The 25252-nt window shown below is 67.5% G+C and carries 27 protein-coding genes; 20 read left to right on the top strand and 7 right to left on the bottom strand.

Annotation, left to right across the window (positions count from 1 at the left end):
• Positions 1-24 precede the first annotated feature (24 nt).
• The 11 genes from ABD104_RS20205 to ABD104_RS20155 all read left to right on the top strand — a co-directional run bounded on the left by ABD104_RS20205 (position 25) and on the right by ABD104_RS20155 (position 9620).
• Positions 25-999, top strand: a complete 975-nt coding sequence (locus tag ABD104_RS20205; protein ID WP_165963238.1) for a Bug family tripartite tricarboxylate transporter substrate binding protein — start codon at positions 25-27, stop codon at positions 997-999.
• A gap of 43 nt (positions 1000-1042) precedes the next feature.
• Entirely contained in the window at positions 1043-1804 is a 762-nt protein-coding gene (locus ABD104_RS20200) for a class II aldolase/adducin family protein (RefSeq protein WP_343928084.1), read from the top strand.
• 162 nt (positions 1805-1966) lie between these two features.
• Positions 1967-2566: an ATP synthase subunit I gene (locus tag ABD104_RS20195; RefSeq protein WP_087840375.1), complete on the top strand. Its 600-nt coding sequence runs from the start codon at positions 1967-1969 to the stop codon at positions 2564-2566.
• A gap of 78 nt (positions 2567-2644) precedes the next feature.
• Positions 2645-3511 carry a F0F1 ATP synthase subunit A gene (gene atpB / locus ABD104_RS20190; protein WP_087840373.1) on the top strand — a complete coding sequence of 289 codons (867 nt, stop codon included), beginning with the start codon at positions 2645-2647 and terminating at the stop codon, positions 3509-3511.
• Between the two features lie 124 nt (positions 3512-3635).
• Positions 3636-3878 (top strand): F0F1 ATP synthase subunit C, encoded by a 243-nt coding sequence (gene atpE, locus ABD104_RS20185; protein ID WP_087782618.1) that lies wholly within the window; start codon positions 3636-3638, stop codon positions 3876-3878.
• An 82-nt stretch (positions 3879-3960) separates the two neighbouring features.
• Positions 3961-4431 carry a F0F1 ATP synthase subunit B gene (locus tag ABD104_RS20180; RefSeq protein WP_087840371.1) on the top strand — a complete coding sequence of 157 codons (471 nt, stop codon included), beginning with the start codon at positions 3961-3963 and terminating at the stop codon, positions 4429-4431.
• Positions 4432-4521: 90 nt separating this feature from the next.
• Positions 4522-5061 carry a F0F1 ATP synthase subunit delta gene (locus tag ABD104_RS20175; protein WP_087840369.1) on the top strand — a complete coding sequence of 180 codons (540 nt, stop codon included), beginning with the start codon at positions 4522-4524 and terminating at the stop codon, positions 5059-5061.
• Between the two features lie 53 nt (positions 5062-5114).
• The gene (gene atpA, locus ABD104_RS20170) at positions 5115-6656 is read left to right on the top strand and encodes a F0F1 ATP synthase subunit alpha (protein WP_087840367.1); all 1542 of its coding nucleotides are present in this window, start codon (positions 5115-5117) and stop codon (positions 6654-6656) included.
• Between the two features lie 59 nt (positions 6657-6715).
• Positions 6716-7594 carry a F0F1 ATP synthase subunit gamma gene (gene atpG / locus ABD104_RS20165; protein WP_087840365.1) on the top strand — a complete coding sequence of 293 codons (879 nt, stop codon included), beginning with the start codon at positions 6716-6718 and terminating at the stop codon, positions 7592-7594.
• A 42-nt stretch (positions 7595-7636) separates the two neighbouring features.
• Positions 7637-9055: a F0F1 ATP synthase subunit beta gene (gene atpD, locus ABD104_RS20160; protein ID WP_087840363.1), complete on the top strand. Its 1419-nt coding sequence runs from the start codon at positions 7637-7639 to the stop codon at positions 9053-9055.
• A 142-nt stretch (positions 9056-9197) separates the two neighbouring features.
• Positions 9198-9620, top strand: a complete 423-nt coding sequence (locus ABD104_RS20155; RefSeq protein WP_087840362.1) for a F0F1 ATP synthase subunit epsilon — start codon at positions 9198-9200, stop codon at positions 9618-9620.
• Positions 9621-9764: 144 nt separating this feature from the next.
• Here ABD104_RS20155 and ABD104_RS20150 read toward each other — a convergent pair whose 3' ends face one another.
• Entirely contained in the window at positions 9765-10361 is a 597-nt protein-coding gene (locus ABD104_RS20150) for a TetR/AcrR family transcriptional regulator (protein ID WP_132980137.1), read from the bottom strand.
• Between the two features lie 88 nt (positions 10362-10449).
• On the opposite strand from ABD104_RS20150, the gene ABD104_RS20145 reads away from it, so the two are divergent.
• Both ABD104_RS20145 and ABD104_RS20140 read left to right on the top strand, forming a co-directional pair.
• Positions 10450-11691 carry an MFS transporter gene (locus tag ABD104_RS20145; protein ID WP_087840355.1) on the top strand — a complete coding sequence of 414 codons (1242 nt, stop codon included), beginning with the start codon at positions 10450-10452 and terminating at the stop codon, positions 11689-11691.
• Positions 11692-11782: 91 nt separating this feature from the next.
• Complete coding sequence (locus ABD104_RS20140; protein ID WP_087840354.1) at positions 11783-12883, top strand: mechanosensitive ion channel family protein; 1101 nt, start codon at positions 11783-11785, stop codon at positions 12881-12883.
• A gap of 18 nt (positions 12884-12901) precedes the next feature.
• Here the strand turns inward: ABD104_RS20140 and ABD104_RS20135 are convergent, their stop codons facing one another.
• Positions 12902-13684 (bottom strand): IclR family transcriptional regulator, encoded by a 783-nt coding sequence (locus tag ABD104_RS20135; protein ID WP_087840353.1) that lies wholly within the window; start codon positions 13682-13684, stop codon positions 12902-12904.
• A gap of 127 nt (positions 13685-13811) precedes the next feature.
• Between ABD104_RS20135 and ABD104_RS20130 the strand changes: the two genes are divergently transcribed.
• The 3 genes from ABD104_RS20130 to ABD104_RS20120 all read left to right on the top strand — a co-directional run bounded on the left by ABD104_RS20130 (position 13812) and on the right by ABD104_RS20120 (position 17129).
• Complete coding sequence (locus ABD104_RS20130) at positions 13812-14765, top strand: tripartite tricarboxylate transporter substrate binding protein (protein WP_343928083.1); 954 nt, start codon at positions 13812-13814, stop codon at positions 14763-14765.
• 17 nt (positions 14766-14782) lie between these two features.
• On the top strand, positions 14783-16087 hold the full coding sequence (gene hmgA / locus ABD104_RS20125) for a homogentisate 1,2-dioxygenase (RefSeq protein WP_132980135.1): 1305 nt from the start codon (positions 14783-14785) through the stop codon (positions 16085-16087).
• Positions 16088-16148: 61 nt separating this feature from the next.
• On the top strand, positions 16149-17129 hold the full coding sequence (locus ABD104_RS20120; RefSeq protein ID WP_087840349.1) for a fumarylacetoacetate hydrolase family protein: 981 nt from the start codon (positions 16149-16151) through the stop codon (positions 17127-17129).
• 22 nt (positions 17130-17151) lie between these two features.
• Here the strand turns inward: ABD104_RS20120 and ABD104_RS20115 are convergent, their stop codons facing one another.
• Both ABD104_RS20115 and ABD104_RS20110 read right to left on the bottom strand, forming a co-directional pair.
• Entirely contained in the window at positions 17152-17469 is a 318-nt protein-coding gene (locus tag ABD104_RS20115) for a hypothetical protein (RefSeq protein ID WP_132980134.1), read from the bottom strand.
• 106 nt (positions 17470-17575) lie between these two features.
• Positions 17576-18634, bottom strand: coding sequence for a helix-turn-helix transcriptional regulator (locus ABD104_RS20110; RefSeq protein ID WP_343928082.1), 1059 nt, complete (start codon positions 18632-18634; stop codon positions 17576-17578).
• A 56-nt stretch (positions 18635-18690) separates the two neighbouring features.
• Between ABD104_RS20110 and ABD104_RS20105 the strand changes: the two genes are divergently transcribed.
• From ABD104_RS20105 to ABD104_RS20090, 4 genes are all read left to right on the top strand, one after another.
• On the top strand, positions 18691-19674 hold the full coding sequence (locus tag ABD104_RS20105) for a Bug family tripartite tricarboxylate transporter substrate binding protein (RefSeq protein WP_132980132.1): 984 nt from the start codon (positions 18691-18693) through the stop codon (positions 19672-19674).
• Between the two features lie 30 nt (positions 19675-19704).
• On the top strand, positions 19705-20085 hold the full coding sequence (locus ABD104_RS20100) for a RidA family protein (protein ID WP_087840344.1): 381 nt from the start codon (positions 19705-19707) through the stop codon (positions 20083-20085).
• Positions 20082-22355 (top strand): penicillin acylase family protein, encoded by a 2274-nt coding sequence (locus ABD104_RS20095; RefSeq protein WP_279816926.1) that lies wholly within the window; start codon positions 20082-20084, stop codon positions 22353-22355. The genes ABD104_RS20100 and ABD104_RS20095 overlap by 4 nt, the downstream gene beginning before the upstream one ends.
• Before the next feature lie 128 nt (positions 22356-22483).
• Positions 22484-23212: a hypothetical protein gene (locus tag ABD104_RS20090; protein ID WP_132980130.1), complete on the top strand. Its 729-nt coding sequence runs from the start codon at positions 22484-22486 to the stop codon at positions 23210-23212.
• A gap of 7 nt (positions 23213-23219) precedes the next feature.
• On the opposite strand, the gene ABD104_RS20085 is transcribed toward ABD104_RS20090, so the two are convergent.
• Genes ABD104_RS20085 through ABD104_RS20075 form a run of 3 tightly spaced genes read right to left on the bottom strand, consistent with a single transcriptional unit; the run spans position 23220 to position 25244 of the window.
• Positions 23220-23564, bottom strand: coding sequence for a non-heme iron oxygenase ferredoxin subunit (locus ABD104_RS20085; RefSeq protein ID WP_165963237.1), 345 nt, complete (start codon positions 23562-23564; stop codon positions 23220-23222).
• A gap of 22 nt (positions 23565-23586) precedes the next feature.
• Positions 23587-24834, bottom strand: a complete 1248-nt coding sequence (locus ABD104_RS20080; protein WP_087840479.1) for a CaiB/BaiF CoA transferase family protein — start codon at positions 24832-24834, stop codon at positions 23587-23589.
• Between the two features lie 26 nt (positions 24835-24860).
• Positions 24861-25244: a Zn-ribbon domain-containing OB-fold protein gene (locus ABD104_RS20075; RefSeq protein ID WP_279816919.1), complete on the bottom strand. Its 384-nt coding sequence runs from the start codon at positions 25242-25244 to the stop codon at positions 24861-24863.
• Between the last annotated feature and the right edge of the window lie 8 nt (positions 25245-25252).

Below are 25252 nucleotides of genomic sequence, written 5' to 3'. Positions count from 1 at the left end.
GCGCGGCGGAGAGGGGAGACGATCATGAAAAAGAAAGCGCTGTTCGTTGCGGCCGCGACCTGGCCTGCCGCCGTCCTGCTGGCCTGTGCCTCGATGGCCGCCGGCGCGGCGGAAAGCTATCCGTCCAAGCCGGTGCGCGTCATCGTGCCGTTCCCGGCCGGCAGTTCGCCCGACATCGTGGCGCGCTACCTGTCGGGCAAGCTGGCCGAGCGCATGGGCCAGCCCTTCGTGGTGGACAACCGCGCGGGCGCGGGCGGCATGCTGGGCGCCGAGGCCGTGGCCAAGGCCGCGCCCGACGGCCACACCATTTTCTTCATGGTCAATTCCATCGTGACCATGAACCAGTTCATCTACAAGAAACTGCCCTACGAACCGGTCAAGGATTTCGCGCCGGTCAGCATCGTCGCGGCCGTGCCCTACGTGCTCATCGCCAACAAGGATTTCCCGCAGCGCACGCTGGCCGACCTGATCGCGGCGGCGCGCGCCAGGCCGGCGTCCATCAACTACGCCTCGATGGGCGTGGGCGGCGCCGGCCACGTCATCATGGAACTGATGACCTCGCTGGCGGGGGTGCGGCTGACGCACGTGCCCTACAAGAGCGGCGCGCTGGTCGACGTGATCGGCGGGCAGGTGCCGCTGATCTTCCAGCCCACCACCACCGCGATCGAGCAGGTCAAGGCCGGGACGGTGATCCCGCTGGGCACGACCGGCAAGAAGCGCCTGCCGGCGCTGCCCGACACGCCGGCCATCGCCGAGGTGGTGCCCGGCTTCGAGGCCGACGGCTGGCAAGGCGTGGAGGCGCCGGCGGGCACGCCGCCCGCGGTGATCGAGCGCCTGAACAAGGAGATCGCGGCGGTGCTGGCGCTGCCCGAGACCGCGGGCCGGTTCGACGCGCTGGGCATCCAGGCCTGGCCCACCACGCCGGCGGAGATGGGGCGGATCATCGCCGCCGATATCGACAAGTGGGGCGGCGTCATCCGCCGCGCCGGCATCGATTGACCCTCTGTGCGCGCAGGGGACTTTTCACCAGGATGGAGCGGATATGGAGAAGGCGGCGGGACGTGCCGGCATGGACGAGGCCGAATGGGCGACGCGGGTGGACCTGGCCGCGTGCTACCGGCTGGTGGCGCACTTCAGGATGGACGACCTGATCTACAACCACATCTCGGCCCGCGTGCCGGGCGCGCACGGGCATTTCCTGATCAATCCCTATGGCATGGCCTACGAGGAGATCACGGCGTCCAGCCTGATCAAGATCGACCTGGACGGCAACGTGGTGGACGACGGCGGCCAGGACTACGGCGTGAACCATGCCGGCTTCGTGATCCATTCGGCCGTGCACCGCGCCCGGCCCGAGGTCGATTGCGTGATCCATACCCACACGCCCGCCGGCATGGCCGTCTCGGCGCTGGAATGCGGCCTCCTGCCGCTGTCCCAGACCGCGATGTTCTTCGGCAAGGTGGCCATGCACGAATACGAGGGCGTGGTGGTGGACCTGGGCGAACAGCAGCGCCTGGTCGCCGACCTGGGCGACAGCCAGGCGATGATCCTGCGCAACCACGGCCTCCTGACCGTCGGACCGTCCATCGCCGAGGCCTTCACCGCCATGTACTGGCTGGAACGCGCCTGCCAGGCCCAGGCGATGGCCATGGCCTGCAACGCCCCGCTGCACCTGCCCGCCCCGGCCGTGGTCGAGCTGACCAACCACCTCTACAAACCCACCACCCGCCGTCCCTTCGGCCTGCTGGAATGGCCCGCCCTGCTGCGCCTGTTGGACCGCCGCGACGATTCCTATCGGTTGTAGACCCCCTTAAGTCCTTACGGGCGCCCCAGGGGGCGGCCTGGCGGACCGGCGAAGCCGGATCCGCGGTGCCCTGGATCAAGGCAAGTTTGAACCTTTCGGGTAAACCCGCTATACTCGTATGGTTTGTCGGAAAGCAGGTCTTGAAAAGGTGCAAGTCGTCCGATGAAGACGGTCGAAGACGATCCGCGCCCTTCAGATGCATACGGAAAAGCGGCCAGCAAAAGCGGAGCCAAGGGGACTGCGCAGCAGGAGACATCCAGCGCGCGCGACCACAGGGAGGCCGGCGAACCCGATCCATGGGGTTGGGAAGCCCGCGACGCCGAGCGTCTGCGTTCCAATGAACAGGTAGAACCGCTTCGGCTTACCGAGGCAGAACGGACGATATTGCGTCGGCAGGCCGTGCGGGACTTGCTGCATGCGATAATTGTTCAGGTTGCTGTCAGCATCGTGGTCGCCGTGCTGGCCTATGTGGTGTCAGGGAGCGCCGCAGGGCTGTCGGCGCTGGCCGGTGCCGCGGCATACGTCATTCCCAACGCCTTGTTCGCATTCAGGCTGATTCTGAGTGTGCAGAAGCCGGGGGGAGCAAACCCCGCAACGTTTTTCTTCGGCGAGTTCTTCAAGATCGCCGTCGCTGTCGTGTTCATCGTCGCAGCGGCGAAGTTCGGTCGTGAATGGCTCGTGTGGCCCGCCTTCCTGGCGGGCTTGGTGTGTGCGCTCAAAAGCCAGTGGCTGGTACTGGCTTTCGGCAAGAAAATGGATTGAAGATGGCGGCGCGTGCGGGAAACCCCGGCCGGCATCGCGAGAATTTCAAAATCAGGTCGTAGGATAGAAACCCCCGATATGGCTTCCACCACAGCGCCGACCGCGTCCGAGTACATCGTCCATCACCTGGGACACCTGAACAACACCGGACACAAGCAGTCCCTCATCGCCGACTTCTCGGTCGTCAACTACGACACGCTTTTCTGGTCCATCTCCATGGGCCTCGTGGTCGTGTTCCTGATGTGGCTGGGCGCCCGCCGCGCCACCGCCGGCGTGCCGGGCAAGATGCAGGCCTTCGTCGAGATCCTGGTCGAGTGGGTGGACGAGGAAGCCAAGGGCATCGTCCACAACGCCAAGTCCCGCCTGTTCGTCGCGCCGCTGGCGCTGACCGTGTTCATGTGGATCGTCTTCATGAACGCCCTCGACCTGCTGCCGGTCGACCTGCCCCATTACCTGTTCAGCCTGGTCGGGCTGGACGACGTCATCCACTACCACCGCATCGTGCCCACGGCCGACCTGAACGCGCCTATCGGCATGTCCATGGGCGTGCTGCTGCTGATGTTCTACTACGGCATCAAGATCAAGTCGCCCGGCGGTTTCGTCAAGGAACTGTTCACCGCGCCTTTCCATGCCCATGGCATCGGCGCGCTGCTGCTGGCCCCCTTCAACTTCCTGCTGAACATCATCGAATACGCCGCCAAGATGGTTTCGCTGGGCATGCGGCTGTTCGGCAACATGTTCGCCGGCGAACTGATCTTCATGCTGATCGCCATGCTGGGCGGCGCGTGGGCCGGCCTGAACGCCACCAGCGTGGCGCTGGGTGTCGGCCACATCCTCGCCGGATCGGTCTGGGCCATCTTCCACATCCTGATCGTCGTGCTCCAGGCTTTCATCTTCATGATGCTGACCCTGGTGTACATCGGCCAGGCCCACGAAGGCCACTGATCTCGAGGGTTCTTGGGAATACCGGGCGCGGTCGGTACTGCCGCGATCCGTAGCAGGTTTGCAGTATCCGTCGTTCAATTATCAACATAACTAGTCGTTTTACGATTCATATCAAGGAGTTGTCATGACCAACGTCGCTCTCGTCGCTCTCGCTTGCGGTCTGATCATCGGTCTGGGTGCCATCGGCGCTTGCCTGGGAATCGCGATCGTCGGTGGCAAGTACATCGAAGCCTCGGCTCGCCAGCCCGAGCTGATGAACCCCCTGCAAACCAAGCTGTTCCTGCTGGCCGGCCTGATCGACGCGGCCTTCCTGATCGGCGTGGGTATCGCCATGCTGTTCGCCTTCGCGAACCCGTTCGTCGGCTAAGACCTCTATTCGACATGACCGCTCCGTGACGCGGCCACAGCCCTCGTCACGGATGATGTTCTTTTCCGAATAAGGAAACACCGTGAATCTGAACGCGACACTCGTCTTCCAGATGCTCGTGTTCTTCATTCTGGCGTGGTTCACGATGAAGTTCGTGTGGCCGCCTCTGATGAAGTCCATCGAAGAGCGCCGTCTGAAGATCGCCGAAGGCCTTGCCTCGGCCGAGAAAGGCAAGGCAGAACTGGTGCAGGCCGAGGCCCGCATCGGTCAGATCGAAGCCGCTGCCAAGTCCGAGAACCAGGCTCGCCTGGCTCAGGCCGAGAAGCAGGCCGCTGCCTTGATCGAGCAAGCCCGCAAGGACGCCGAGGCCGAACGCGCCCGCATTCTCGAGCAAGCCCGCCAGGAAGCGCAGCAGGAAGCCCAGCGCGCCCGTGAAGGTTTGCGCGACGCCGTGGCGCAACTGGCCGTGAAGGGCGCCGAGGAAATCCTCAAGCGCGAAGTCAACGCCCAGGTGCATGCCGAGCTGCTCGGCCAGCTGAAGGCGCAGTTGTAATGAAGAACCCGCGCGGGTGGCACGAGCAACGCGTGCCGCTCACGCGTTTGCGAATCACCTCGCCAACCGTATCAGGCATCGAGAGCCACCATGGCTGAACTGTCCACCATCGCCCGGCCATACGCTGAAGCGCTGTTCGGCGTCGCCCGTGCAGATAGCGCAGGCCTTGCCGCCTGGGCCGAGCTTGTCGCCGAAATGGCGCAGGCGGCCGCGCACCCCGAGGTGCGCAGCGCCATCGCCGATCCCAAGCTCGACAACGCACAGCGAGTCGAATTGTTCACGGCCACGCTGAAGACGCCGCTTTCGTCCGCCGCGCGCAATTTCGTGACGCTGTTGGTCGAAAACGGCCGTCTGCTGCTGCTGCCCGAGATCGCATCGCAATTCCTGTGGCTCAAGAACCGCCACGAAGGTAGCGCCGATGCCGATATCGCCAGCGCCTTCGCGTTGACCGATGCCCAGGTTGCCGACCTGGTCGCCGGGCTGGAAAAGAAATTCGGCGTGAAGATCAAGCCCACCGTCCGGGTCGACGCTTCGCTGATCGGCGGCGTGCGAGTGGCCGTCGGGGATCAGGTGCTCGATACCTCCGTGCGTGCGCAGCTTGATCGCATGCGCGACGCGCTCGTCGCATAGTTCGGTCGCTGCGCACACATCGGCACCGAGAGAAAGGATTCCAGGAGTCAACCATGCAACTCAATCCGTCTGAGATCAGCGAATTGCTCAAGAGCCGCATCGAAGGCCTGAGCAACTCTGCTGACATCCGTACCCAAGGCACGGTCGTGTCCGTGACCGACGGTATCACCCGCATCCACGGCCTGTCGGACGTGATGCAGGGCGAAATGCTCGAGTTTCCCAACAACACCTTCGGCATGGCGCTCAACCTCGAGCGCGACTCCGTCGGCGCCGTGATTCTCGGCGACTACACCCACATCTCGGAAGGCGATACGGTCAAGTCGACCGGCCGCATCCTGGAAGTGCCGGTCGGTCCGGAACTGAAGGGCCGCGTGGTCGACGCGCTGGGCCAGCCGATCGACGGCAAGGGTCCGGTCAACGCCAAGGCCACCGACGTGATCGAGAAGGTCGCCCCGGGCGTGATCGCGCGCAAGTCGGTGTCGCAGCCGGTGCAGACCGGCCTGAAGGCTATCGACGCCATGGTGCCCATCGGCCGCGGCCAGCGCGAGCTGATCATCGGCGACCGCCAGACCGGCAAGACCGCCGTCGCCGTCGATACCATCATCAGCCAGAAGGGCAAGGGCCTGACCTGCGTGTACGTGGCGATCGGCCAGAAGGCCTCGACCATCAACAACGTGGTCCGCAAGCTCGAAGAGCACGGCGCGCTGGAGTACACCATCGTCGTGGCCGCCTCGGCCTCGGAATCGGCCGCGATGCAGTACATCGCCGCCTACTCCGGCTGCACGATGGGCGAATACTTCCGTGATCGCGGCGAAGACGCCCTGATCATCTATGACGACCTGACCAAGCAAGCCTGGGCCTATCGCCAGGTCTCGCTGCTGCTGCGCCGCCCGCCCGGCCGCGAAGCCTACCCCGGCGACGTGTTCTACCTGCACTCGCGCCTGCTGGAACGTGCCGCTCGCGTCAACGAAGAGTACGTCGAGAAGTTCACCAACGGCGCCGTGAAGGGCAAGACCGGTTCGCTGACCGCGCTGCCCATCATCGAAACGCAGGCCGGCGACGTGTCCGCCTTCGTTCCGACCAACGTGATCTCGATCACCGACGGCCAGATCTTCCTGGAATCGGACCTGTTCAACGCCGGTATCCGCCCCGCCATCAACGCCGGTATCTCGGTGTCGCGCGTGGGTGGCGCCGCCCAGACCAAGGTCATCAAGAAGCTGTCCGGCGGTATCCGTACCGACCTGGCCCAGTACCGTGAACTGGCTGCCTTCGCGCAGTTCGCTTCCGACCTGGACGAATCGACCCGTCGCCAGCTCGAGCGCGGCCGCCGCGTGGTGGAACTGCTCAAGCAGCCCCAGTACCAGCCGCTGCAGGTCTGGGAACTGGCCGTCTCGCTGTTCGCCGCCAACAACGGCTACATCGACGACGTCGAGGTCAAGGACGTCCTGGCGTTCGAAAAGGCGCTGAAGGAATACCTGAAGTCCAAGTACGACGCGCTGGTCGGCCGTATCGAGGACACCAAGGAACTGTCCAAGGACGACGAAGCCGCGCTGCACGAAGCAGTGAAGGATTTCAAGAAGAACGGAGCCTTCTGAAGCAGGGTACACGGGGCGCCGCTCGGCGCCTCTCTGTGAACACTGACAGGGGAAGATAGATGCCCGGAATCAAGGAAATCCGAACCAAGATCAAGAGCGTGCAAAACACGCGCAAGATCACCAAGGCGATGGAAATGGTCGCCGCGTCCAAGATGCGCAAGGCGCAGGACCGGATGCGCACGGCCCGTCCGTATGCCGACAAGGTGCGCAACATTGCCGCGCACATGGCGCAAGCCAATCCCGACTACGAACACGCCTACCTGGCCAAGCGCGACGACATCAAGGCCGCCGGCTTGATCGTGGTCACGACCGACAAGGGCCTGTGCGGCGCGCTGAACACCAACATCCTGCGCGCGGTGCTCAATCGCCTGAAGGACTCGGAAGCGAAGGGCATCAAGGTCCAGACCACGGCCATTGGCAACAAGGGTCTGGGCTTCCTGACCCGTCTGGATGCCAACGTCGTGTCCCAGGCGGTGCAACTGGGCGACGCGCCCAACCTCGAACGCCTGATCGGCGCGATCAAGGTTCAGCTGGACGCGTATGCCGAAGGCAAGGTCGACGTGGTGTACCTCGCGTACAACCGCTTCATCAACACGATGAAGCAGGAGCCCGTGATCGAGCAGCTGCTGCCGCTGTCGGCCGAGCGTTTCGCGCAGACCGAGGAAGAGAAGAAGGCCTACTCGTGGGACTACATCTACGAACCCGATGCCAAGTCGGTCGTCGATGAACTCCTGCTGCGCTACGTCGAAGCGCTGGTGTACCAAGCCGTTGCCGAAAACATGGCGTCCGAGCAGTCCGCCCGGATGGTGGCCATGAAGGCTGCATCGGACAACGCCAAGAAGGTGATCGGCGATCTGCAGCTGGTCTACAACAAGACCCGCCAGGCAGCCATCACCAAGGAAATTTCGGAAATCGTGGGCGGTGCGGCGGCGGTGTAAGCCGGCGCGACGCCTTAAAGAATCAGGAATCGAGGAATCGATATGAGCAACGGAACCATCGTTCAGTGCATCGGTGCCGTGGTGGACATTCAGTTCCCCCGCGACAGCATGCCCAAGATCTACGAGGCCCTTACGCTGGCCGACGAGAGCTCGGCTTTTGCCGAGAAGGGCCTGACGTTCGAAGTGCAGCAGCAGCTCGGTGACGGCGTCGTCCGTACCATCGCCATGGGCTCGTCCGACGGCCTGCGCCGCGGCATGGCCGTGGCCGCCAGCGGCGCGCCCATCTCGGTGCCCGTGGGCACCGGCACGCTGGGCCGCATCATGGACGTGCTGGGTCGTCCCATCGACGAAGCCGGCCCGATCAAGTCGGAAGAGCGCCGCGCCATCCACCAGGACGCGCCCAAGTTCGACGAGCTGTCGCCCTCCGTGGAACTGCTCGAGACCGGCATCAAGGTTATCGACCTGGTGTGCCCGTTCGCCAAGGGCGGCAAGGTCGGCCTGTTCGGCGGCGCCGGCGTGGGCAAGACCGTGAACATGCTCGAGCTCATCAACAACATCGCCAAGCAGCACAGCGGCCTGTCGGTGTTCGCGGGCGTGGGCGAGCGGACTCGCGAAGGCAACGACTTCTACCACGAAATGGCGGAAGCGGGCGTCATCAACCTGGACAAGATCGAAGAGTCCAAGGTGGCGATGGTGTTCGGCCAGATGAACGAGCCCCCGGGCAACCGTCTGCGCGTGGCGCTGTCGGGCCTGACGATGGCCGAGAAGTTCCGCGACGAAGGCCGCGACATCCTGTTCTTCGTCGACAACATCTACCGCTACACGCTGGCCGGTACCGAAGTGTCCGCGCTGCTGGGCCGCATGCCCTCCGCCGTGGGCTACCAGCCGACGCTGGCCGAGGAAATGGGCAAGCTGCAAGAGCGCATCACCTCGACCAAGACCGGCTCGATCACGTCGATCCAGGCCGTGTACGTGCCTGCGGATGACTTGACCGACCCGTCGCCCGCCACGACCTTCCTGCACCTGGACTCGACCGTCGTGCTGTCGCGTGACATCGCCGCGCTGGGTATCTACCCCGCCGTCGACCCGCTCGACTCCACCAGCCGCCAGCTCGACCCGCAGATCGTGGGCGAAGAGCACTACGCCGTCGCCCGTGGCGTGCAGCAGACGCTGCAGCGCTACAAGGAACTGCGCGACATCATCGCGATCCTGGGCATGGACGAACTGTCGCCGGAAGACAAGCAGGCCGTGGGCCGCGCCCGCAAGATCCAGCGCTTCCTGTCGCAGCCCTTCCACGTGGCCGAAGTGTTCACGGGTTCGCCCGGCAAGTACGTGCCGCTGAAGGAAACCATCCGTGGCTTCAAGATGATCGTCGAAGGCGAGTGCGACGCGCTGCCCGAGCAGGCCTTCTACATGGTCGGCACGATCGACGAAGCGTTCGAGAAAGCAAAAAAACTGTAACCCCCCTACGCGCTTACGCGCGCCCCCCAGGGGGCGGCACTGGCGGACCGGCAAAGCCGGATCCGCTGTGCCCTGGGTTCGGGGCAGTTATTTTGGGTAGGGGCGCTGGGGCTGCGCGAAGCGCAGCACAGGAGAATTGAGTATGGCAACTATTCATGTGGATGTCGTCAGTGCTGAGGCGTCGATCTTCGCCGGTGAGGCGAAGTTCGTTGCGCTGCCTGGCGAGTCGGGCGAGCTGGGCATACTGCCCGGGCACACGCCGCTGATCTCGCGTATCCGTCCGGGTACGGTGAAGATCTCGCGCGCGGACAACGGCGAGGAAGAGCACATCTTCGTGGCCGGCGGTCTGCTCGAGATCCAGCCGGGTACCGTGACGGTGCTGGCCGATACGGCCATCCGCAGCCACGACCTGGACGAGGCCAAGGCCGAGCAGGCGCGCAAGGCGGCGGAAGAAGCGCTGCGCAATGCCAAGGACAAGGCCGAAGTGGCCGTGGTCGAGGCCGAACTGGCGATGCTGGCGGCGCAGCTGGCCGCCATCCGCAAGCTGCGGGGTGGCCGGAGTTAAACGGGTCCCCCCTGCGCGCTGACGCGCGCCCCGCAAGGGGGCGATGCGGGTGGACCGGCGAAGCCGGATCCGCCGCATCCTGGGTCTAGGCCAGGGTGTGGTGTTGGATGTGAGTCGCGGTGTCCTGAGGGCACCGCGATTTTTTTATGGGCGGGCGTTGGCGGGCAGGGCGGCGTTCAGCAGTTGTTCGGCGGTGGCGCGGGCGGCGTCGGCCGCTTTGACGTTCGCGTCGACGTGGCTCGAGACCGTGGCGCCGTCGTAAAGCAGCATCAACTGACAGGCCAGCGCTTCGGGATCGGCTGCGCCGGCTTCGCGGGCCAGGCTGACAAACAGGTCGCGCAGCCAGCTTCGAGCGGTGTCACAGGCTTCCCGGATGCCGGCGCTGGGCGCCGCTTCGGCGGCCGCGCGGCTGAACGGACAGCCCCGGAAGCGGGGGCCCGACGCGGCTTCCCGCATGATGTCGAAGACGCCCAACAGGCGCTCGCGCGGGCCGGCATAGGTGGCCAGGCGGTCGGCGATACGCAGCTTGCGCGCCTCGTGGCGGGCCAGCAGGTAGGCCTGGATCAGGGCCTCCTTGCTGCCGAAGGTGTCGTACAGCGAGGCCTTGGCCACGCCGGCGCGCTCGATGACCCGGTCGATGCCGACCGTGTGGATGCTCCCTTCATAGAACAGCTCGTCCGCGGCGTCGAGCAGGCGTTGACGCGCGGAACGGCGCGCTTCGGGGCTTTTTGTCGTATTCATGGTCATGTCTTGACATTACCAGACAGGTCTGTACACTTCAAGCAAATCAGACAGACCTGTCTGTTTAATGTTCCCCGGATCCCGCCCCATGACCTGCGCTTCCCCCGCCAAGGCCGTCCCCGCCCCTGTTTCCGCCTGCCCCCAGGTTGCCGGGCGCCTGTCGCCGCGCTTCAGTTTCCATCTGCTGGCATCGATCACATTGGCGTTCCTGGCGGGGTCGGCGGCGCCGACCCCGCTATACGCGATCTATCAGCAGCAATGGGGCTTCTCCACCACCATGCTGACCGTGGTGTTCGGCAGCTACGCCCTGGCCGTGCTGGCGGCGCTGCTGGTGGCGGGACGCCTGTCGGACCACATCGGCCGGCGGCCCGTGCTCATGGCCGCCGCCGTCGCGCAGGCCGCGGCCATGGTGGTCTTCGCCACCGCCGGCGGGCTGTCCGACCTGCTGGCGGGCCGCATCGTCCAGGGGCTCTCGGCCGGTGCCGCCATCGCGGCCGTGGGCGCCGGCATGCTGGACATCGACAAGACGCGCGGCGCATTGGCCAATGCGCTGGCGCCCATGCTGGGCACGGGTACGGGGGGCATCGTCGCCGGGCTGATGGTGCAGTACCTGCCCGCCCCCACGCATCTCGTCTATGTGGTCTTGGGCGTGATCTTCGTGCTGCAGGGCGTGGGCGTCTACTTCATTGCCGAGACCGCGCGGCGGCGGCCGGGCGCCTGGGCCTCGCTCAAGCCCAGTTTCGCGCTGCCGCCGGAAGTGCGGATGCCGCTGCTGCTGGCGGCGCCCGCCGTGGTGGCCGTGTGGGGCCTGGGCGGCTTCTATGCGTCGCTCGGGCCCACGCTGTTGCGCAGCCTGGTGGGGTCGGGATCCAGCCTGCTGGGTGGGCTGGCCCTGTTCATCATGGCCGGTGGCGGCGTCGTCGCGGTGGTCCTGCTGCGCGATCGCTCCGCCCGCTTCCTGTCGCGCCTGGGCGCGCTGGCCCTGATGGCCGGCATGGCCCTCGTGCTGGCCGCGCTGTCGCTGCATTCGGTGGCGCTGTTCATGGTGGGCACCGCGATCGCCGGCATGGGCTTCGGCACGGGTTTCCAGGGCGCACTGCGCAACGTGATCGCGCCGCTGCCGCCCACCGGCCGCGCGGGCGTGCTGTCGGTCCTGTTCGTGGTGTCGTATCTGGCCATGGGCGTACCCGCCATCCTGGCCGGCTACGACGTGGCGCTGCGCGGAGACATCGTCTCCACCTCGCGCGAGTTCGGCGCGGCCGTCCTGCTGCTGGCGGCGCTGGCCTGGCTGGGTACGGGGAAGGCGCAGCCTGCGCGCGCAAGGGCATGAAAAATCGGCACGCATTCGCTGCGTGCCGAGAAGCGACGCACGGCACACTACTTGCTGGCATGGCGCCCGACTCGACCAAGAAGAGGCCTCCATGCTGGCATCCCTACCCCTGGACTTCCTGCCCGAAGCGCTGCGCCCCTGGTTCGTGCTGACGGTCGCGATGGTGCTGGCCGTCGCCGTCGCGCTGGTCATCCACCGGATAGGCTTCCTGATCCTGCGGCGCATCACCGCGCCGCGTCCCTATCTTCACGCGATGGTGGTCGGTGCGTGCACCGCCAGCCAGTTCGTGGCGGCGCTGCTGGCGCTGCGGGTGGTGCTGACCGGGACTCCGGAGGACATGCCCTATACCCGAGGCATTTCCTACGTCGTCACCGTCATGCTGATCGTATGCGTGACCTGGCTGGCCAACAGCTGCATCAAGTCGCTGAGCGACACGGCCATTCGCCTCAATCCCTATGACGTGGCCGACAACCTGCTCGCGCGCCGCAAGCTGACGCAGACCCGCGTGCTGGCCCGCAGCGCCCACGCCATCGTGTTGCTGCTGGGGCTCTCGTTCGTGCTGCTGACGCTGCCGGGCGCGCGCCAGTTGGGCGCGAGCCTGCTGGCCTCGGCCGGGGTGGCCGGCCTGGTCGCCGGTATCGCGGCGCGGCCGGTGCTGGGCAATTTCATTGCCGGCCTGCAGATCGCCTTCACCCAGCCGATACGCATCGACGACGTGCTGATCGTCAATGGCGAATGGGGCCGGGTCGAGGAGATCACCGGCACTTTCGTCGTGGTGCGCATCTGGGACGAGCGGCGCATGATCGTGCCCCTGCAATGGTTCATCGAGAATCCCTTCGAGAACTGGACACACCGTACCGCGTCGCTGCTGGGCACGGTGTTCCTGTGGCTGGATTTCTCGGTGCCGCTGGAGCCGATACGCAAGGAGTTCGAGCGGCTGTGCAAGGCTTCGCCGCTGTGGGATACGCGGGTGGCGGCGGTGCAGGTCACCGATACCAGTGATCGCGCCATGCAGGTCCGCTTCCTGGTCAGCGCCGCCAACTCGGGCAATGCGTTCGAGCTGCGCTGCCTGGTGCGCGAAGGCCTGATCGCCTTCATCGCCGCGCATCATGCGGAGGGTTTGCCGCGCATACGCGCGAACGTCGAGGGCGAAACCACGGATCCGCCGCCCCCGCGCGTGGTGCCGGTCTGACGCCCGGCTCGCCCGGTTTCAGGCCGGCCGGCCCCGCAGCGAGCCTTCGATTTCCCGCGCGTGCTCGTGCAGGCTGCGGGCCAGCGAGGCCACGCGTTCTTCCCGCATGCGGTCGTCGATGGCGGCCACGCTGATGGCGGCGATGGGCCGGCCGAGCGTGTCGCGTATGGGCACGCCGGCCGCGGTGACGCCCAGGGTGACGCGGTTGCGGATCAGCGAGTGGCCCTGGCGCCGGCACGCGTCGATGGCGGCACGCAGGTCGGCCTCGGTCAAGCGGCCTTCCTCGCAGATGCGGCGGCCATCGGTGGCGATGATGTCCTCGCGCTCGGCGTCGGGCAGGAAAGCCAGGATGGCCAGTCCGCCCGCGCCCAGCCCCAGCGGCCGGCGGCTGCCTATGGACAGGGTGTTGACCCGGATCGGCGACGGTCCTTCATGCCGCGCCTCGCACACGGATTCGCTGCCGCTGCGCACCGACAGATAGACCGTGTCGCCGACTTCTTCGGCCAGCCTGGACAGGCTGGCGCGGCAATGCTCGCGCAGGTCGTAGGCGGCCATGGCGGCGAGTCCCAGCTCGAAGGCCAGCGGGCCCAGCGCGTACCACTTGTCGGATTCCTTCTGGACGACCAGGCGCTCGTGCATGAGGCGGCGCAGCAAGCGATGCACGGTGGAATGCGGCAGGGCCGTGGCTTCGGCCAGTTGCGTGAGGGCCCGGCCCCGCTTGCCGGCCGTGGCCAGCAGCTTCAACAACTGCACTGCGCGTTCGATGCCGCCGGGTTCCGCCGTGGTGCTGCCGCTGGCCATAAGTCGTGTCCATTCAGTGGAAATGCGGGTACCCGCCGATCTGGCCAATCATATATTGCCCTTCACGGTGCAACCGGGATTTTCCGGCCAACGGAAAGCACTGCAAGAACAAGGAGGAGACCCCATCATGTACGGACGGATCATCGGCGCGGTTTGCGCGGCCGCATTGGCCGGCGCGGCGGGCGCGGCCTATCCGGAGCGGCCCATACAACTCATTCACGGCTTCGGCGCGGGCGGCAATGCCGACACCGTGTCGCGGCTGGTGGCTCGCCACCTGCAGGCGGCGCTGGGCCAGCCGGTGGTGGTGGAAATCAAGAGCGGCGCCGGCGGCGTGGTCGCGTCCAGCTACGTGGCCAAGGCCGAACCCGACGGCTACACGCTGGTAATGCTGACCGGCGGCCATACGGTTTCGGCCGCGGTGAACAAGTCGCTGCCCTACGATCCGGTCGCGGATTTCCAGCCGATTTCCACCGTGACCGCGTTTCCGTTCGTGGTCAGCGTCAAGGCCGACAACCCGGCGCGCACGCTGGCCGACCTGCTGGGGACGGCACGCGCCAAGCCGGGCACGGTGTCTTTCTCCTCGGTGGGCGTGGGCTCGACCCAGCACCTGACCGGCGAATTGCTGGCCGCCACGGCGGGCGTGCAGATGCTGCACGTGCCGTATCGCGGCGGCGCGGCGCCCGTGCAAGCCGTGCTGGCCGGCGACGTGGACGTGCTGGTGAATACCGCCACGGTGGCCGCGCCGCAGCTCAAGGCGGGCACGATGCGCGCGCTGGCCATCACCAGCTCCAGGCCGTGGCCGTTGCTGCCTGGCGTGCCCGTCGCGGCCGACACCGTGCCGGGGTTCCAGGTGTATTCGTGGCTGGGCATCGCGGCGCCGGCCGGGACCCCCGGACCCGTCGTCGACCGGCTGCACGCCGCGCTGGCGGCCATGCTGCAGGACCCCGCGTTCCGCAAGGCCGTCAACGACATAGGCAGCGAGCCCAGCGGCAGCAGCCCGGCCCAGATGCGGACCATGATCGAGTCGGAAATCACGCGCTGGAAGAAGGTCGTCCAGCAAGCGAACATCGCCGCGAATTGAACAGGGAGCAGGCAAGGATGGACAGGGCAGCCGCGGCGGAGCCGCAGTACCAGAGCGGATTCGGCAATGAGTTCGCGACCGAGGCCAGCCCGGGCGTGCTGCCCGTGGGCCGCAACTCGCCGCAACGGGTGGCGCATGGCCTGTACGCGGAACTGATCTCGGGCACGGCTTTCACGGCGCCGCGCGCCGTGAACCTGCGTACCTGGACCTACCGGCTGCGGCCCTCCGCCGCGCACGGCAAGGCCCATGCGGTAGCGCATCCGTGCTGGCTGACCGCTCCCTTCACCGAGGTGGCCGCGCCAGCCAACCGGCTGCGGTGGAACGCCTGGCCGGAGCCGGCGCCCGGCACGGACTTCGTCGACGGCATCGTGACCGTGGCGGGCAACGGCAGCGCCGAGACCCAGAGCGGCACCGCCGTCCACGTCTATCGCGCCAATGCGTCCATGCGCGACCGCTACCTGATGAACGCCGATGGCGAAATGCTGGTGGTTCCGCAGTCGGGTGCGCTCGACGTCCATACCGAAATGGGCCGCCTGCGGGTGGCGCCCGGCGAGATCCTGCTGCTGCCGCGCGGCGTGCATTGCCGCATCGACGTGCCCGACGGCGCCGCGCGCGGCTACCTGTGCGAGAACTACGGCGCGCCGTTCAGGCTGCCCGAACTGGGGCCCCTGGGTTCCAACGGCCTGGCCAATCCGCGCGATTTTCTGGCGCCGGTCGCCGCCTGCGAATCCGCGACAGGGCCGGTGCGCATCCTGCGCAAGTTCCTGGGCGGCTTCTGGGAGCTGGAGCGCGCTTCGTCGCCGCTGGACGTGGTGGCCTGGCACGGCAACCTGGCGCCCTACAAGTACGACCTGGCGCATTTCATGGCCATGGGCAGCATCACTTTCGACCACCCCGATCCGTCCATCAATACCGTGCTGACCTCGCCGTCGGAAATCGGCGGCACCGCCAATTGCGACTTCGTGATCTTTCCGCCGCGCTGGCTGGTCATGGAGGACACCTTTCGCCCACCCTGGTTCCACCGCAACGTGATGAGCGAGCTGATGGGACTGGTACGCGGCGTCTACGATGCCAAGGCCGAGGGCTTCGTGCCGGGCGGGATCAGCCTGCACAACTGCATGCTGCCGCACGGCCCCGATGCCGCCACCTTCGAACGGGCCAGCACGGAAGCGCTGGCGCCGCGTCGTCTGGAAGACACCATGGCTTTCATGTTCGAGAGCCGCCACGTGTTCCGCCCGACGGCGCAGGCGCTGGCCGCGCCCAACCTGCAACCGGACTATGACGAGGTCTGGCGCGGATTCCAGTCCGGCAATCCCGCCTAGCGCCTGTTCATCATCTTGGCGCCGGCAAGGGGCCGCGCGCCGCACTCTTGGAGAAGCTGGAATGAAATTGGCATCGCAACGCGCGGGGCGCGACGGCGCATTGCTCGTGGTCAGCCGCGATCTCGCCACGGCGGTGAGCGCGGCCGGCATCGCGCCCACGCTGCAATCGGCGCTGGACGACTGGGAGCGCGCCCGCCCACGCCTGCAGGCCCTGTACGACGACCTGAACGCCGGCCGCGCCGCCGGCGCCTTCGCGCTGGACCTGGGCACGCTGGCCGCGCCGCTGCCGCGCGCCTACCAGTACCTGGACGGCGCGGCGTATCCCAGCCACATCCAGCGCAATCGGCAGGCGCGCGGGGAATCGGTGCCCGACGATTTCTTCCAGAAGCCGCTGATGTACCAGGGTATCTCGCACGGTTTCATGGCCTGGAACGAGGACGTGCGCCTGCCTTCGGAAGACGACGGCATCGATTTCGAGGCCGAGATCGCCGCCATTACCGGCGACGTGCCGCTGGGCGTGGACGCCGGACGCGCGTGCGAGCACATCCGTTTGTTCGTGCTGCTCAACGACATATCGCTGCGCGCCATCATTCCCGGCGAACTCAAGCGCACCTTCGGCTTCCTGGTCGGCAAGCCCGCGTCCAGCCTGGGCCCCATCGCGGTGACGCCGGACGAGCTGGGCGAGCTATGGCAGGGCGGCCTGGTGTCGGGCACCATGAAATGCTGGGTGCGCGGCGAGGAGCTGGGCAGCATCGAGACCGGCATCGACGTCGCCTTCCACTATGGGGACCTGATCGCCCACGTGGCGCAGACGCGTGCCTTCGAGGCGGGAACGCTGGTGGGCCTGGGTACGGTATCGAACGAGGATGAGTCCGTGGGCGTGGGGTGCCTGGGTGAACGCCGCGCGCTGGAGACCATCCGGCACGGTGCGGCCCGGACCCCGTTCCTGAAATTCGGCGACATGGTGCGCATCGAGCACTTCGACCGCTCCGGCAACAGCGTCTTCGGCGCGATCGAGCAGCGCGTCGCGCCGCGGGTCTAGTCCTGCCGCGGGCGGGCGCCGGTCAGCGCCCGTCCTTCTTCTTCAAGCGGGTGCCGGCGGCCGGTTGCGGCGTGGCGGCCTTGCCGGCCTCGGCCTGCGGGCCGCTCGCGGCCGACGCATCCAGCGAGGCATGCAGGCCGCTGCCCCCCAGGCCCATGGACGCCGGCGTGCGCGAGCCCAGGCGCAGGCCGTTGCCGCCATAGGAGCGGGACGACGTATCGATGGAACTCTCGCGGCCGCCGGATTCGCGCAGATCGTCGGCGCGCACCGGAAGCCCCCATGACAGGGCGGTGGTCACGAGGATCAGCGATGCGGTGGAACGTAGGCTTGGCTTGGTCATGCTGGACTCCAACTCCAGACTGCTGGTCATGCAGTTTGCCGCAGAATCGGGTCCAGGACCGGCCAAGTAACAACGAATTTGTAGCAGGATATGAGCCGGCGGGCGGCTATGAAAGCCTGGTCGCCGAGTTGCGGTGGCGCAGCCGGTAAGCCCGCGGCGTGCTGCCGTAGTGCGCCCGGAACACGGCCGCGAAGCGCGAGTGGCATTGCCAGCCCGCTTCGGCCGCGATCGCCTGCACCCCCAGGCGGGTCTCGCGCAGCAGTGTGGCGGCAAGCTCCAGCCGCTGGGCGACCAGCAGGTTGTAGACCGAAAGGCCGGTGACATCGCGCACGTGCTGCTGCAGGCGCGCGCTCGTGCAGCCGACGCGGCGCGCCAGTTCGGTGATCGTCCATGGATGGGCCGGCGCCTCGGCGATGGTTTCGCGCAATCGTGCCAGGACGGCGGCGGCATCGGCGCCGGGCGAGCGGGCAGGGCGCAGCAGGTCGTCGAATCCTTGCAGCGCGCACAGCAGCAGCTCGGTGGCGCGCGCGTGGAAGAGGGGCACGAAGGCGGGCTGGTCGCTGCGTTCGCCGCGTATGCGTTCCAGGCAGCCCTGCAATTGCGGCGTGATGGCGGCGTTGCACAGAATGCGGCCATCGTCGCGGTCGACCATCTCGTCGAGCTGGGCGGCGGGGAGGCGCACGCCCAGGGCCTTGAGCCAGCGCGGCAAGAGGTCGCGGCGTAGCCGGAACTGCACGAAGCGGTGGGTGCGGGCCCCGGGGATGTCGATGAGGTAGCCGCCGTTGCGATTGGGCGTGCGCAGCAGCATGCGGTTCAGGCGGAAGTCGAGTTCGGGGCCGTGTTCGTCGCCGACGTGTCCGCTGACATGGCCCTCCAGGAAGAAGGTCAGCAGCAGCTCCCGGTCGGGGTCCAGCCGCACCCGCAGGCGGTCGTTCAGGCTGAAGTCGAAATACCGGGCGCTGGCGCCTTCCCACGGCAGCGTATGTAGCCGCGTGACGTGGCCGCCGCTGGGCCAGGGAACGTTGCGGCGCGATTCGCTCAGGATATCGGTCAGGGTCAGGCCGGCCGGCTCCGGCGCCGAGGGGGCCAGGATGGCGTTGAGGTCGTCTTCCCGCATCACCGGCCCCGCGATGGGGATCGGCACAGTTTGCGATTCGATCTGCATACATGGCCTCGAGCCGGAACGTTAGCATCACTGCAACTTTCCGACGGAGTGTAATGATGAACGTCCGGCATGTCAGCCGCCTGCTGCGGGCCTGCTTCGCGCTGGGGTGCGCACTGGCGGCATCGGCCGCCGCGGCGGCCGATTGGCCGGTCCGTCCGGTGCGGCTGGTGGTGCCCTTCGTGGCCGGCGGCGGCGCGGACGTCGCGGCCCGCCTGATCGCGCTCAAGGTGCAGGAACGGCTGGGGCAGCCCATCATCGTCGAGAACAAGGCGGGCGGCAATACGCTGATCGGCGTGCAGGAAGTGCTGCGCGCGCCGCCCGACGGTTACACGCTGCTGTGGTCCATCGACCAGACCTTCGTGCTCAATCCGGCGCTGTACGAAAAGCTTCCCTACGATCCGAAGAAGGATTTCACGCCGATCTCGCTGGCCGTGGTCGGTCCCAACGCGGTGGTGGCGCGCAGCCAGCCCAAGGACCCGGCCAGCGTGGCGGACCTGGTCGAGCGAGGCAAGTCGGGCGGCGCCGGCCTGAATATCGGCGCCGCGGCCATCGTCTCGCAGATCCTGGTGGACACGTTCAACGACGCGGCCGGCACGCAGGCCCGGCGCGTGCCGTTCAAGGGCAGCGCGGAAGTGGCTCAGGCGCTGATGGCGGGCACCGTCGACGCGGCCTTCGACGGGATCGCGCCCTACGCGCAGTTCGTGAAATCCGGGCGCGCGCGTTTCCTTGCGGTGAGTTCGGCGCGGCGCTTCTCGGGACTGCCCGATGTGCCCACCCTGGATGAACTGGGGTTCAAGGGCATCGATATGTCGGTCTGGTTCGCCATCGTCGGGCCCTCGGGCCTGCCGGCCGGCATCGCGCAGCGCGTGGCCGGCGCGGTGGAGTGGGCGGTCAGGCAGCCCGACGTGGTCGACAAGCTGCTGGCGTTCGGCTTCGAGCCGGCCCCGCGCAACGATCCCGAGACCTTGCGCCGGCAGATCTCGACCGACCTGGACCGCTACGGTCCCATCATTCGCAAGCTGGGCTTCAAGCTCGACTGAACAATCACGGCATCCACGGAGCAAGCCACCATGCAGATCGCGGACTTTCCCCTGCCTTTCCCGCGCGCACCCTATAGCCGCGCCATGTTCGACCACGACTGGGTCTTCGTGTCGGGCACCATAGGCATGGACTACACCGCGCAGAAGCTGGCGCCGACGGTCGAGGAACAGACGCGCCTGATGCTGCGCAACATCGCTTCCTATCTGAAGGCGGCGGGCGCGCGGCTCGAGGACATCGTCAATTACACGCTGATCATCGATGCCATGGAGCACGTGCAGCCGGTCATCGGTGTGCTGGCCGACCATCTGCCCTGCAAGCCCACGGGCACGGCCATGATCGCCGGCATCGCCTATCCCGGGGCGCACGTCGAGATGCAGGTCATCGCCCGCAAGCAGGAAAGGCGGCCATGACCCCGGCACGGTGGGTGCGGGCCGGGGTGGCGGCATGCCTGGTCGCCGGATGCGGAGGCGGCGACGATCCGCCGCCGTCGCAACCGGCGGCGCGTTTCGACGCGCACGTGCGCTGGACGACGTACGGCGTGCCGCACGTCAGGGCGAGCGACCACGGCGGGCTGGGGTATGGCTACGGCTATGCCGTGGCGCGCGACCAGCTATGCGCGCTGGCCGATCGCATCATCACCCTGCGCGGCGAGCGGTCGGCCCACTTCGGCCCGGATGGCAAGGCGCTGGTCGGCTTCTTGCCGCTGCCCAACCTGGACAGCGACCTTTTCTACCGCATGCAGTTGTCGGCGGACGACGTGGACGCGGCGTGGAAGGCGCTGTCGCCGCAGGCCCGCGCGCTGGCCGAGGGCTATGCCGCGGGCTTCAACCGCTACGTCCGCGACCACGCGGCGCCGGCCGCGTGCGGCGGGTTGCGTCCGCCGACGATGGCCGCCACCGACGTGCTGCGCGCCGTCATGCAGATCGGCACCTTGAACCGGACCTTCCTGGCGGCGCCCTTCGCGTCGGCTTCGCTGTGGGACGACCTGGACCAGCCGGAGCGGGCCGCCGCGGCGCCTGCTCCGCCCCGCCTGGGCATGGCCAGCAATACCTGGGCCTATGGCGCCGATGCCACCGGTACGGGCGCCGCCATCGTGGTGGCCAATCCCCATACGTACTGGCAGGACCACTGGCTGTTGATGCACCAGATGCACCTGACCATTCCCGGTGAGCTGGACGTCATGGGGGCGGATTTCCTGGGCGTGCCGCTGCCGCTGTCGGGCTTCAACGATTCCGTCGCATGGAGCATCGAGGCGCCGTCAACGGTGACCTACGGACTGCCGCTGCGGCTCGACCTGCGCGCCGGCGCGACTCCCGCCTATGTGGTCGACGGCGTGTCCCGCGCCATCGAGCGGCGCGTGGTGGAAATCGGGGTCCGCCAGGCCGACGGATCCACGCGCACCCAAGCCTACGCGGTGCCGTACACCGCGCTGGGCCCGCTGTACCGGTTGCCCGCCGCGCCCGGCAGGCCGGCCGGCTGGTACGCCGTCACCGATGCCGCCGCGGGCGACGCGAGGGGCCTGGACCAGATGCTGGACGCCGCGAAGGCGCGTGACGTGGCCGACTTCCAGCGTGCCGTGGCCGGACAACGCGGCATCGCCGCCCACCTCGTGGCGGGCGACAGCGCGGGCAATGCCTTGTTCATCGAAGCGGGGCCCATCCTGGACATCGACGATGCCGGCCTGGCCGCCTGTGCCGTCGAGGCCACGCCATCGGGCCGCGTGCCCGCCGCGCTGGACGGATCACGCGGCGCATGCCTGCTGCGCGACGAACAGGGCCGCCCCCGGCTGGCGCCGGCTGACCGGATTCCCGCCCTGTCCACGCGCGGGGTCGCCTACAACGCCAACGACAGCTACAGCCTGTCCATCCATGGCGAGCGGCACGATCGCTACTCGATCCTGTTCGGCAGCCCGGATGCCGAGCCCAATGCCCGGACCAGGATGTCCCACCGGCTGGTGGCCGAAATGCTGGCAGCGGGCAAGGTGACGGTGGACAAGGCCGTGGACGTGGTCTTCGGCAACCGCAACTACGCAGCCGAAACCCTCATGGACGGTATCCAGGACGCGTGCGCCTCGGCCACGGGCGGGGCTGCCACGGCCTGCGGCGTACTATCGCGCTGGGACCGCCGCAACAATGCCGACAGCCGTGGCGCCTTGCTGTTCGGCGAGCTCTGGCCCCGGCTCGCCGCCGTCGAGAACCTGTACGCCCAGCCGTACGATCCGGCCCACCCGCTGCGCGTGCGCATGCTTTCCGGCAGCGCGCCGGTCCAGGCCGCCGTGCGCGCTGCGCTGGCCGCCACCATTGCCGACCTCGGCACCCATGGTCTGAAGGGCGACGAAGCATGGGGACGGATGCTGGCGCGCCCCACCGCCGCCGGCCGCGTTCCGCTCCATGGCGGATCGGGAGATCAGGGGATACTGAATGCGCTGGAAGGCGCGCCGCTCGGTGCCGAAGGCTACGGCGACATCGTCGCGGGAACGGCCTACATGCATGCGGTGACCTGGACGAGCGGCAAGCTCGTGGCCAAGGTGATGGCGGCCAATGGGCAGTCGGCCGACGCCGCCTCGCCCCATCATGACGACCAGGTCGGTTTGTTTTCGCGCAAGCAACTGGTCGATGCGCCCTTCACCGACCAGCAGATCGCGGCCGCGACGGTCGAGAGCCTGCGCCTGGCGGAGTAGTCCGGCCGGTCATTAACGACCGCACTCGTGATAACTGGATACGCAAAATCGCGCTTGTTGGTTTCTCTGATTGAGGCCTTCGCCACACGCCCCTAGTCTGGCGGCTCGGACAACCTGAGGGCAGTGACATGAGGGGAATGATCGATTGCGGCGTATTGATGGTGCCCGAGCATGCGGGCTGGATGCGCGAACTGATGGAAGATTGGAAGGATGCGCGCGAACGCATCGCATTGCATGGCGTGCAGCTGGACGCGCCATCGGCCGACGCGCTGCGGCGCCAGGCGCTGGCGCTCAAGCGCTACGACGTCTGCCTGCTGCCGGTCACCCTGTCCACCCTGGGATGGACACGCACCGCGATGGCCGTGGCCGGCGAGGCGTTGCAGACGCCCGTCCTGGCGCTCGCGCGCGAAATGAGCGCCGCCGGGCTGCAGGATTTGCTGTCGCTCGGGCTGGACGATTTCATGCGCTACCCGATGTGCGGGGAAGAATTCAAGACACGCCTGGTATTGCTCGCGGGGCCGGGCAAGCCCCAGGAGGCCTGCGCATCCAGCGACGCGCCGCCGGCCGAGGCCGAGCCGGAAGACGAGCATGAAGCCGAATCCGGATGCCGGGACGGCAATTCCGGCTTCGTGTCGCGCGAACCGTTCCAGTCCGCCAAGGCCAGGATCGTGACGGAGTTCGAGCGCCACTACATTTCCGACATGCTGCTGCGCTACCACGGCAACATCTCGCAGGCGGCCCGCGCGGCGCACAAGAACCGCCGCGCGTTCTGGCAGTTGATGCGCAAGCACGAGATCGCGGCGGATCCGTACCGCCGCAGGCACCGTGCGGCGCCATGCCAGCCGCCGGCGCGGTGAAGCGGTGCTAGTGCTGGCCGGCCATGTCGCGCGGACGGGTGTTCACCCAGACGATGCCGTCGGTCTCGCGGGTCGCGTAGGTCTTGACGGGCCGGTTGCAGGGCAGCGCCGTGGGAGCGCCGGTGCGGATATCGAAGCAGCCCTGATGGAACGGGCATTCGATGGTGTGCGCTTCCAGGACGCCTTCGGACAGGCTACCGCGGCCGTGGCTGCAACGGTCGGCGGTGGCGTAGGTAGCGCCTTCGACCCGGTACAGGCAGAAGACCTGCCCGTCCAGGGTCACGGCCAGCGTGCCGGCTTCGGGAAGATCGTTGGAAAGACAGGCCTCGCGCCAGTCGTCCGGTAAGGTCATGCGATGCTCCAGGGAAAAGGGTTCAGCGCGCGCGCCGGGGCGCCGTCGCCCCGATGTGTTCCAATTCGTCCATGTCGGCGTCCGTGAAGCCAGCTTCGCGCAGGATATCCCGCGCATGTTCGGCCAGCCTGGGAGGCGTTCGGCGCAGGCCGCCGGGCGTGCGCGACAGCTTGATGGGCGTGCCCAGGCCCTTGTAGCCGTGGTGTTCGTAGACCATGGAGCGGGCGTGCGTGTGGTCCGCGCCCAGGGCTTCGTCCATGCTCATGACGGGGCCGATGGGCAGGCCCTCGGCCAGCAGCGTCCGGCTCAAAGCCACGCCGTCATGCTGGGACAAGGCCTCGGCAAGCAGGGGGTAGAGCGCGGCACGGTTGCGCGACCGGTCGCTGTTGGTGGCGAACCGCGGGTCGGCTGCGAGGTTCGGGATGCCCAGCAGCTCCACCAGGCGGCGGAATTGCCGGTCGGTGCCGATGACCACGAAGATCTCGCCGCTGCGGGTGGCGAATTTGTCGCAGGGCGTGACGTTCGGATGCGTGTTGCCCGTCAGGCGCGGGCGGCTGCCGTCCAGGAAATAGTTGGCCGCGTGGGGATGGAGCAGCGACATGGCGCAGTCGTACAGCGCCATGTCCACGTACTGGCCCAGGCCCGAGCGGCGGCGTTCGTGCAAGGCCATCAGGATGCCTATCGTCGCGTAGAGGCCGGTGGCGAGGTCGACGATGGGCGTGCCTATACGCAGCGGGCCGGTCTCGGGCGTGCCGTTCACGCTCATCAATCCGCTCATGGCCTGCAGCACCGCGTCGTAGCCCGGCAGGTTGCCCAGGGGGCCATGGCCGCCGAAGCCGGACACCCTGCAATGGATCAGGCGCGGAAAGCGCGGAGCGAGATCCCGTTCATAGCCCAGGCCCCATGCTTCCATGGTGCCGGGCTTGAAGTTCTCGACCAGGACGTCGGCTTCCTCCAGCAGGCGCAGCAGCACGGCCCGCCCCGATTCGCGCGACAGGTCCAGCACCATCGACCGTTTGTTGCGGTTGACGCCGATGAAATAGCTGGCGTCCCCGCGTTCGGCGTCCGTGCCGGCGAAGGGCGGGCCCCAGCCGCGCGTGTCGTCGCCCTGCGGCGGTTCCACCTTGATGATCTCCGCGCCGTGGTCGCCCAGGATCATCGTGCAGTAGGGGCCGCCCAGCACTCGGCTCAGGTCCAGGATGCGCACGCCGTCCAGCGCGCCGGTAGGGGGAGTAGGAGGCGGGCAGGCGTGGGATGCAGGCTCGGTCATGAGCAGGGGTTCCGGAAAAGGGGCGGTCATGCCGCTGGGAGAGAGTCGGGGACGAACACCAGGCTTCCGGCCGGGTCGAAGCGCGCGCGCAGCGGCATGCCGATCGCGATGGCGATGCCGTCGTCCGCGACGATCCGGCTGACCAGGCGTGGGCCTTCGACGAGCGCGACCTGCGCCACGTTGTAGGGAGGCGGAAAGTCCGGGTGGTACTGCTGCCGGTAGACGGCATAGGCATGGAGCGTCGCCTTGCCGCTGGCGGGTATCCATTCGATGTCGTCCGGGTTCGCCCCGTAGCTGTGCGATGCGTAGCCCAGGATCTCGCCGCTGGCGCGCAGGCGCGGTACGCGCAGCTCGCGCTTGGCGACGAAGTCGAGGAAGCGGCGTTCGAAGTGATCGGAAGCAAGCAGCATGGCGGGTC

The organism is Pigmentiphaga daeguensis, assembly GCF_039523035.1.
GTDB classification, from domain to species: domain Bacteria; phylum Pseudomonadota; class Gammaproteobacteria; order Burkholderiales; family Burkholderiaceae_B; genus Pigmentiphaga; species Pigmentiphaga daeguensis.
The sequence above is the reverse complement of the archived record's forward strand: the minus strand, read 5'-3'. Positions and strand labels throughout refer to the sequence as shown.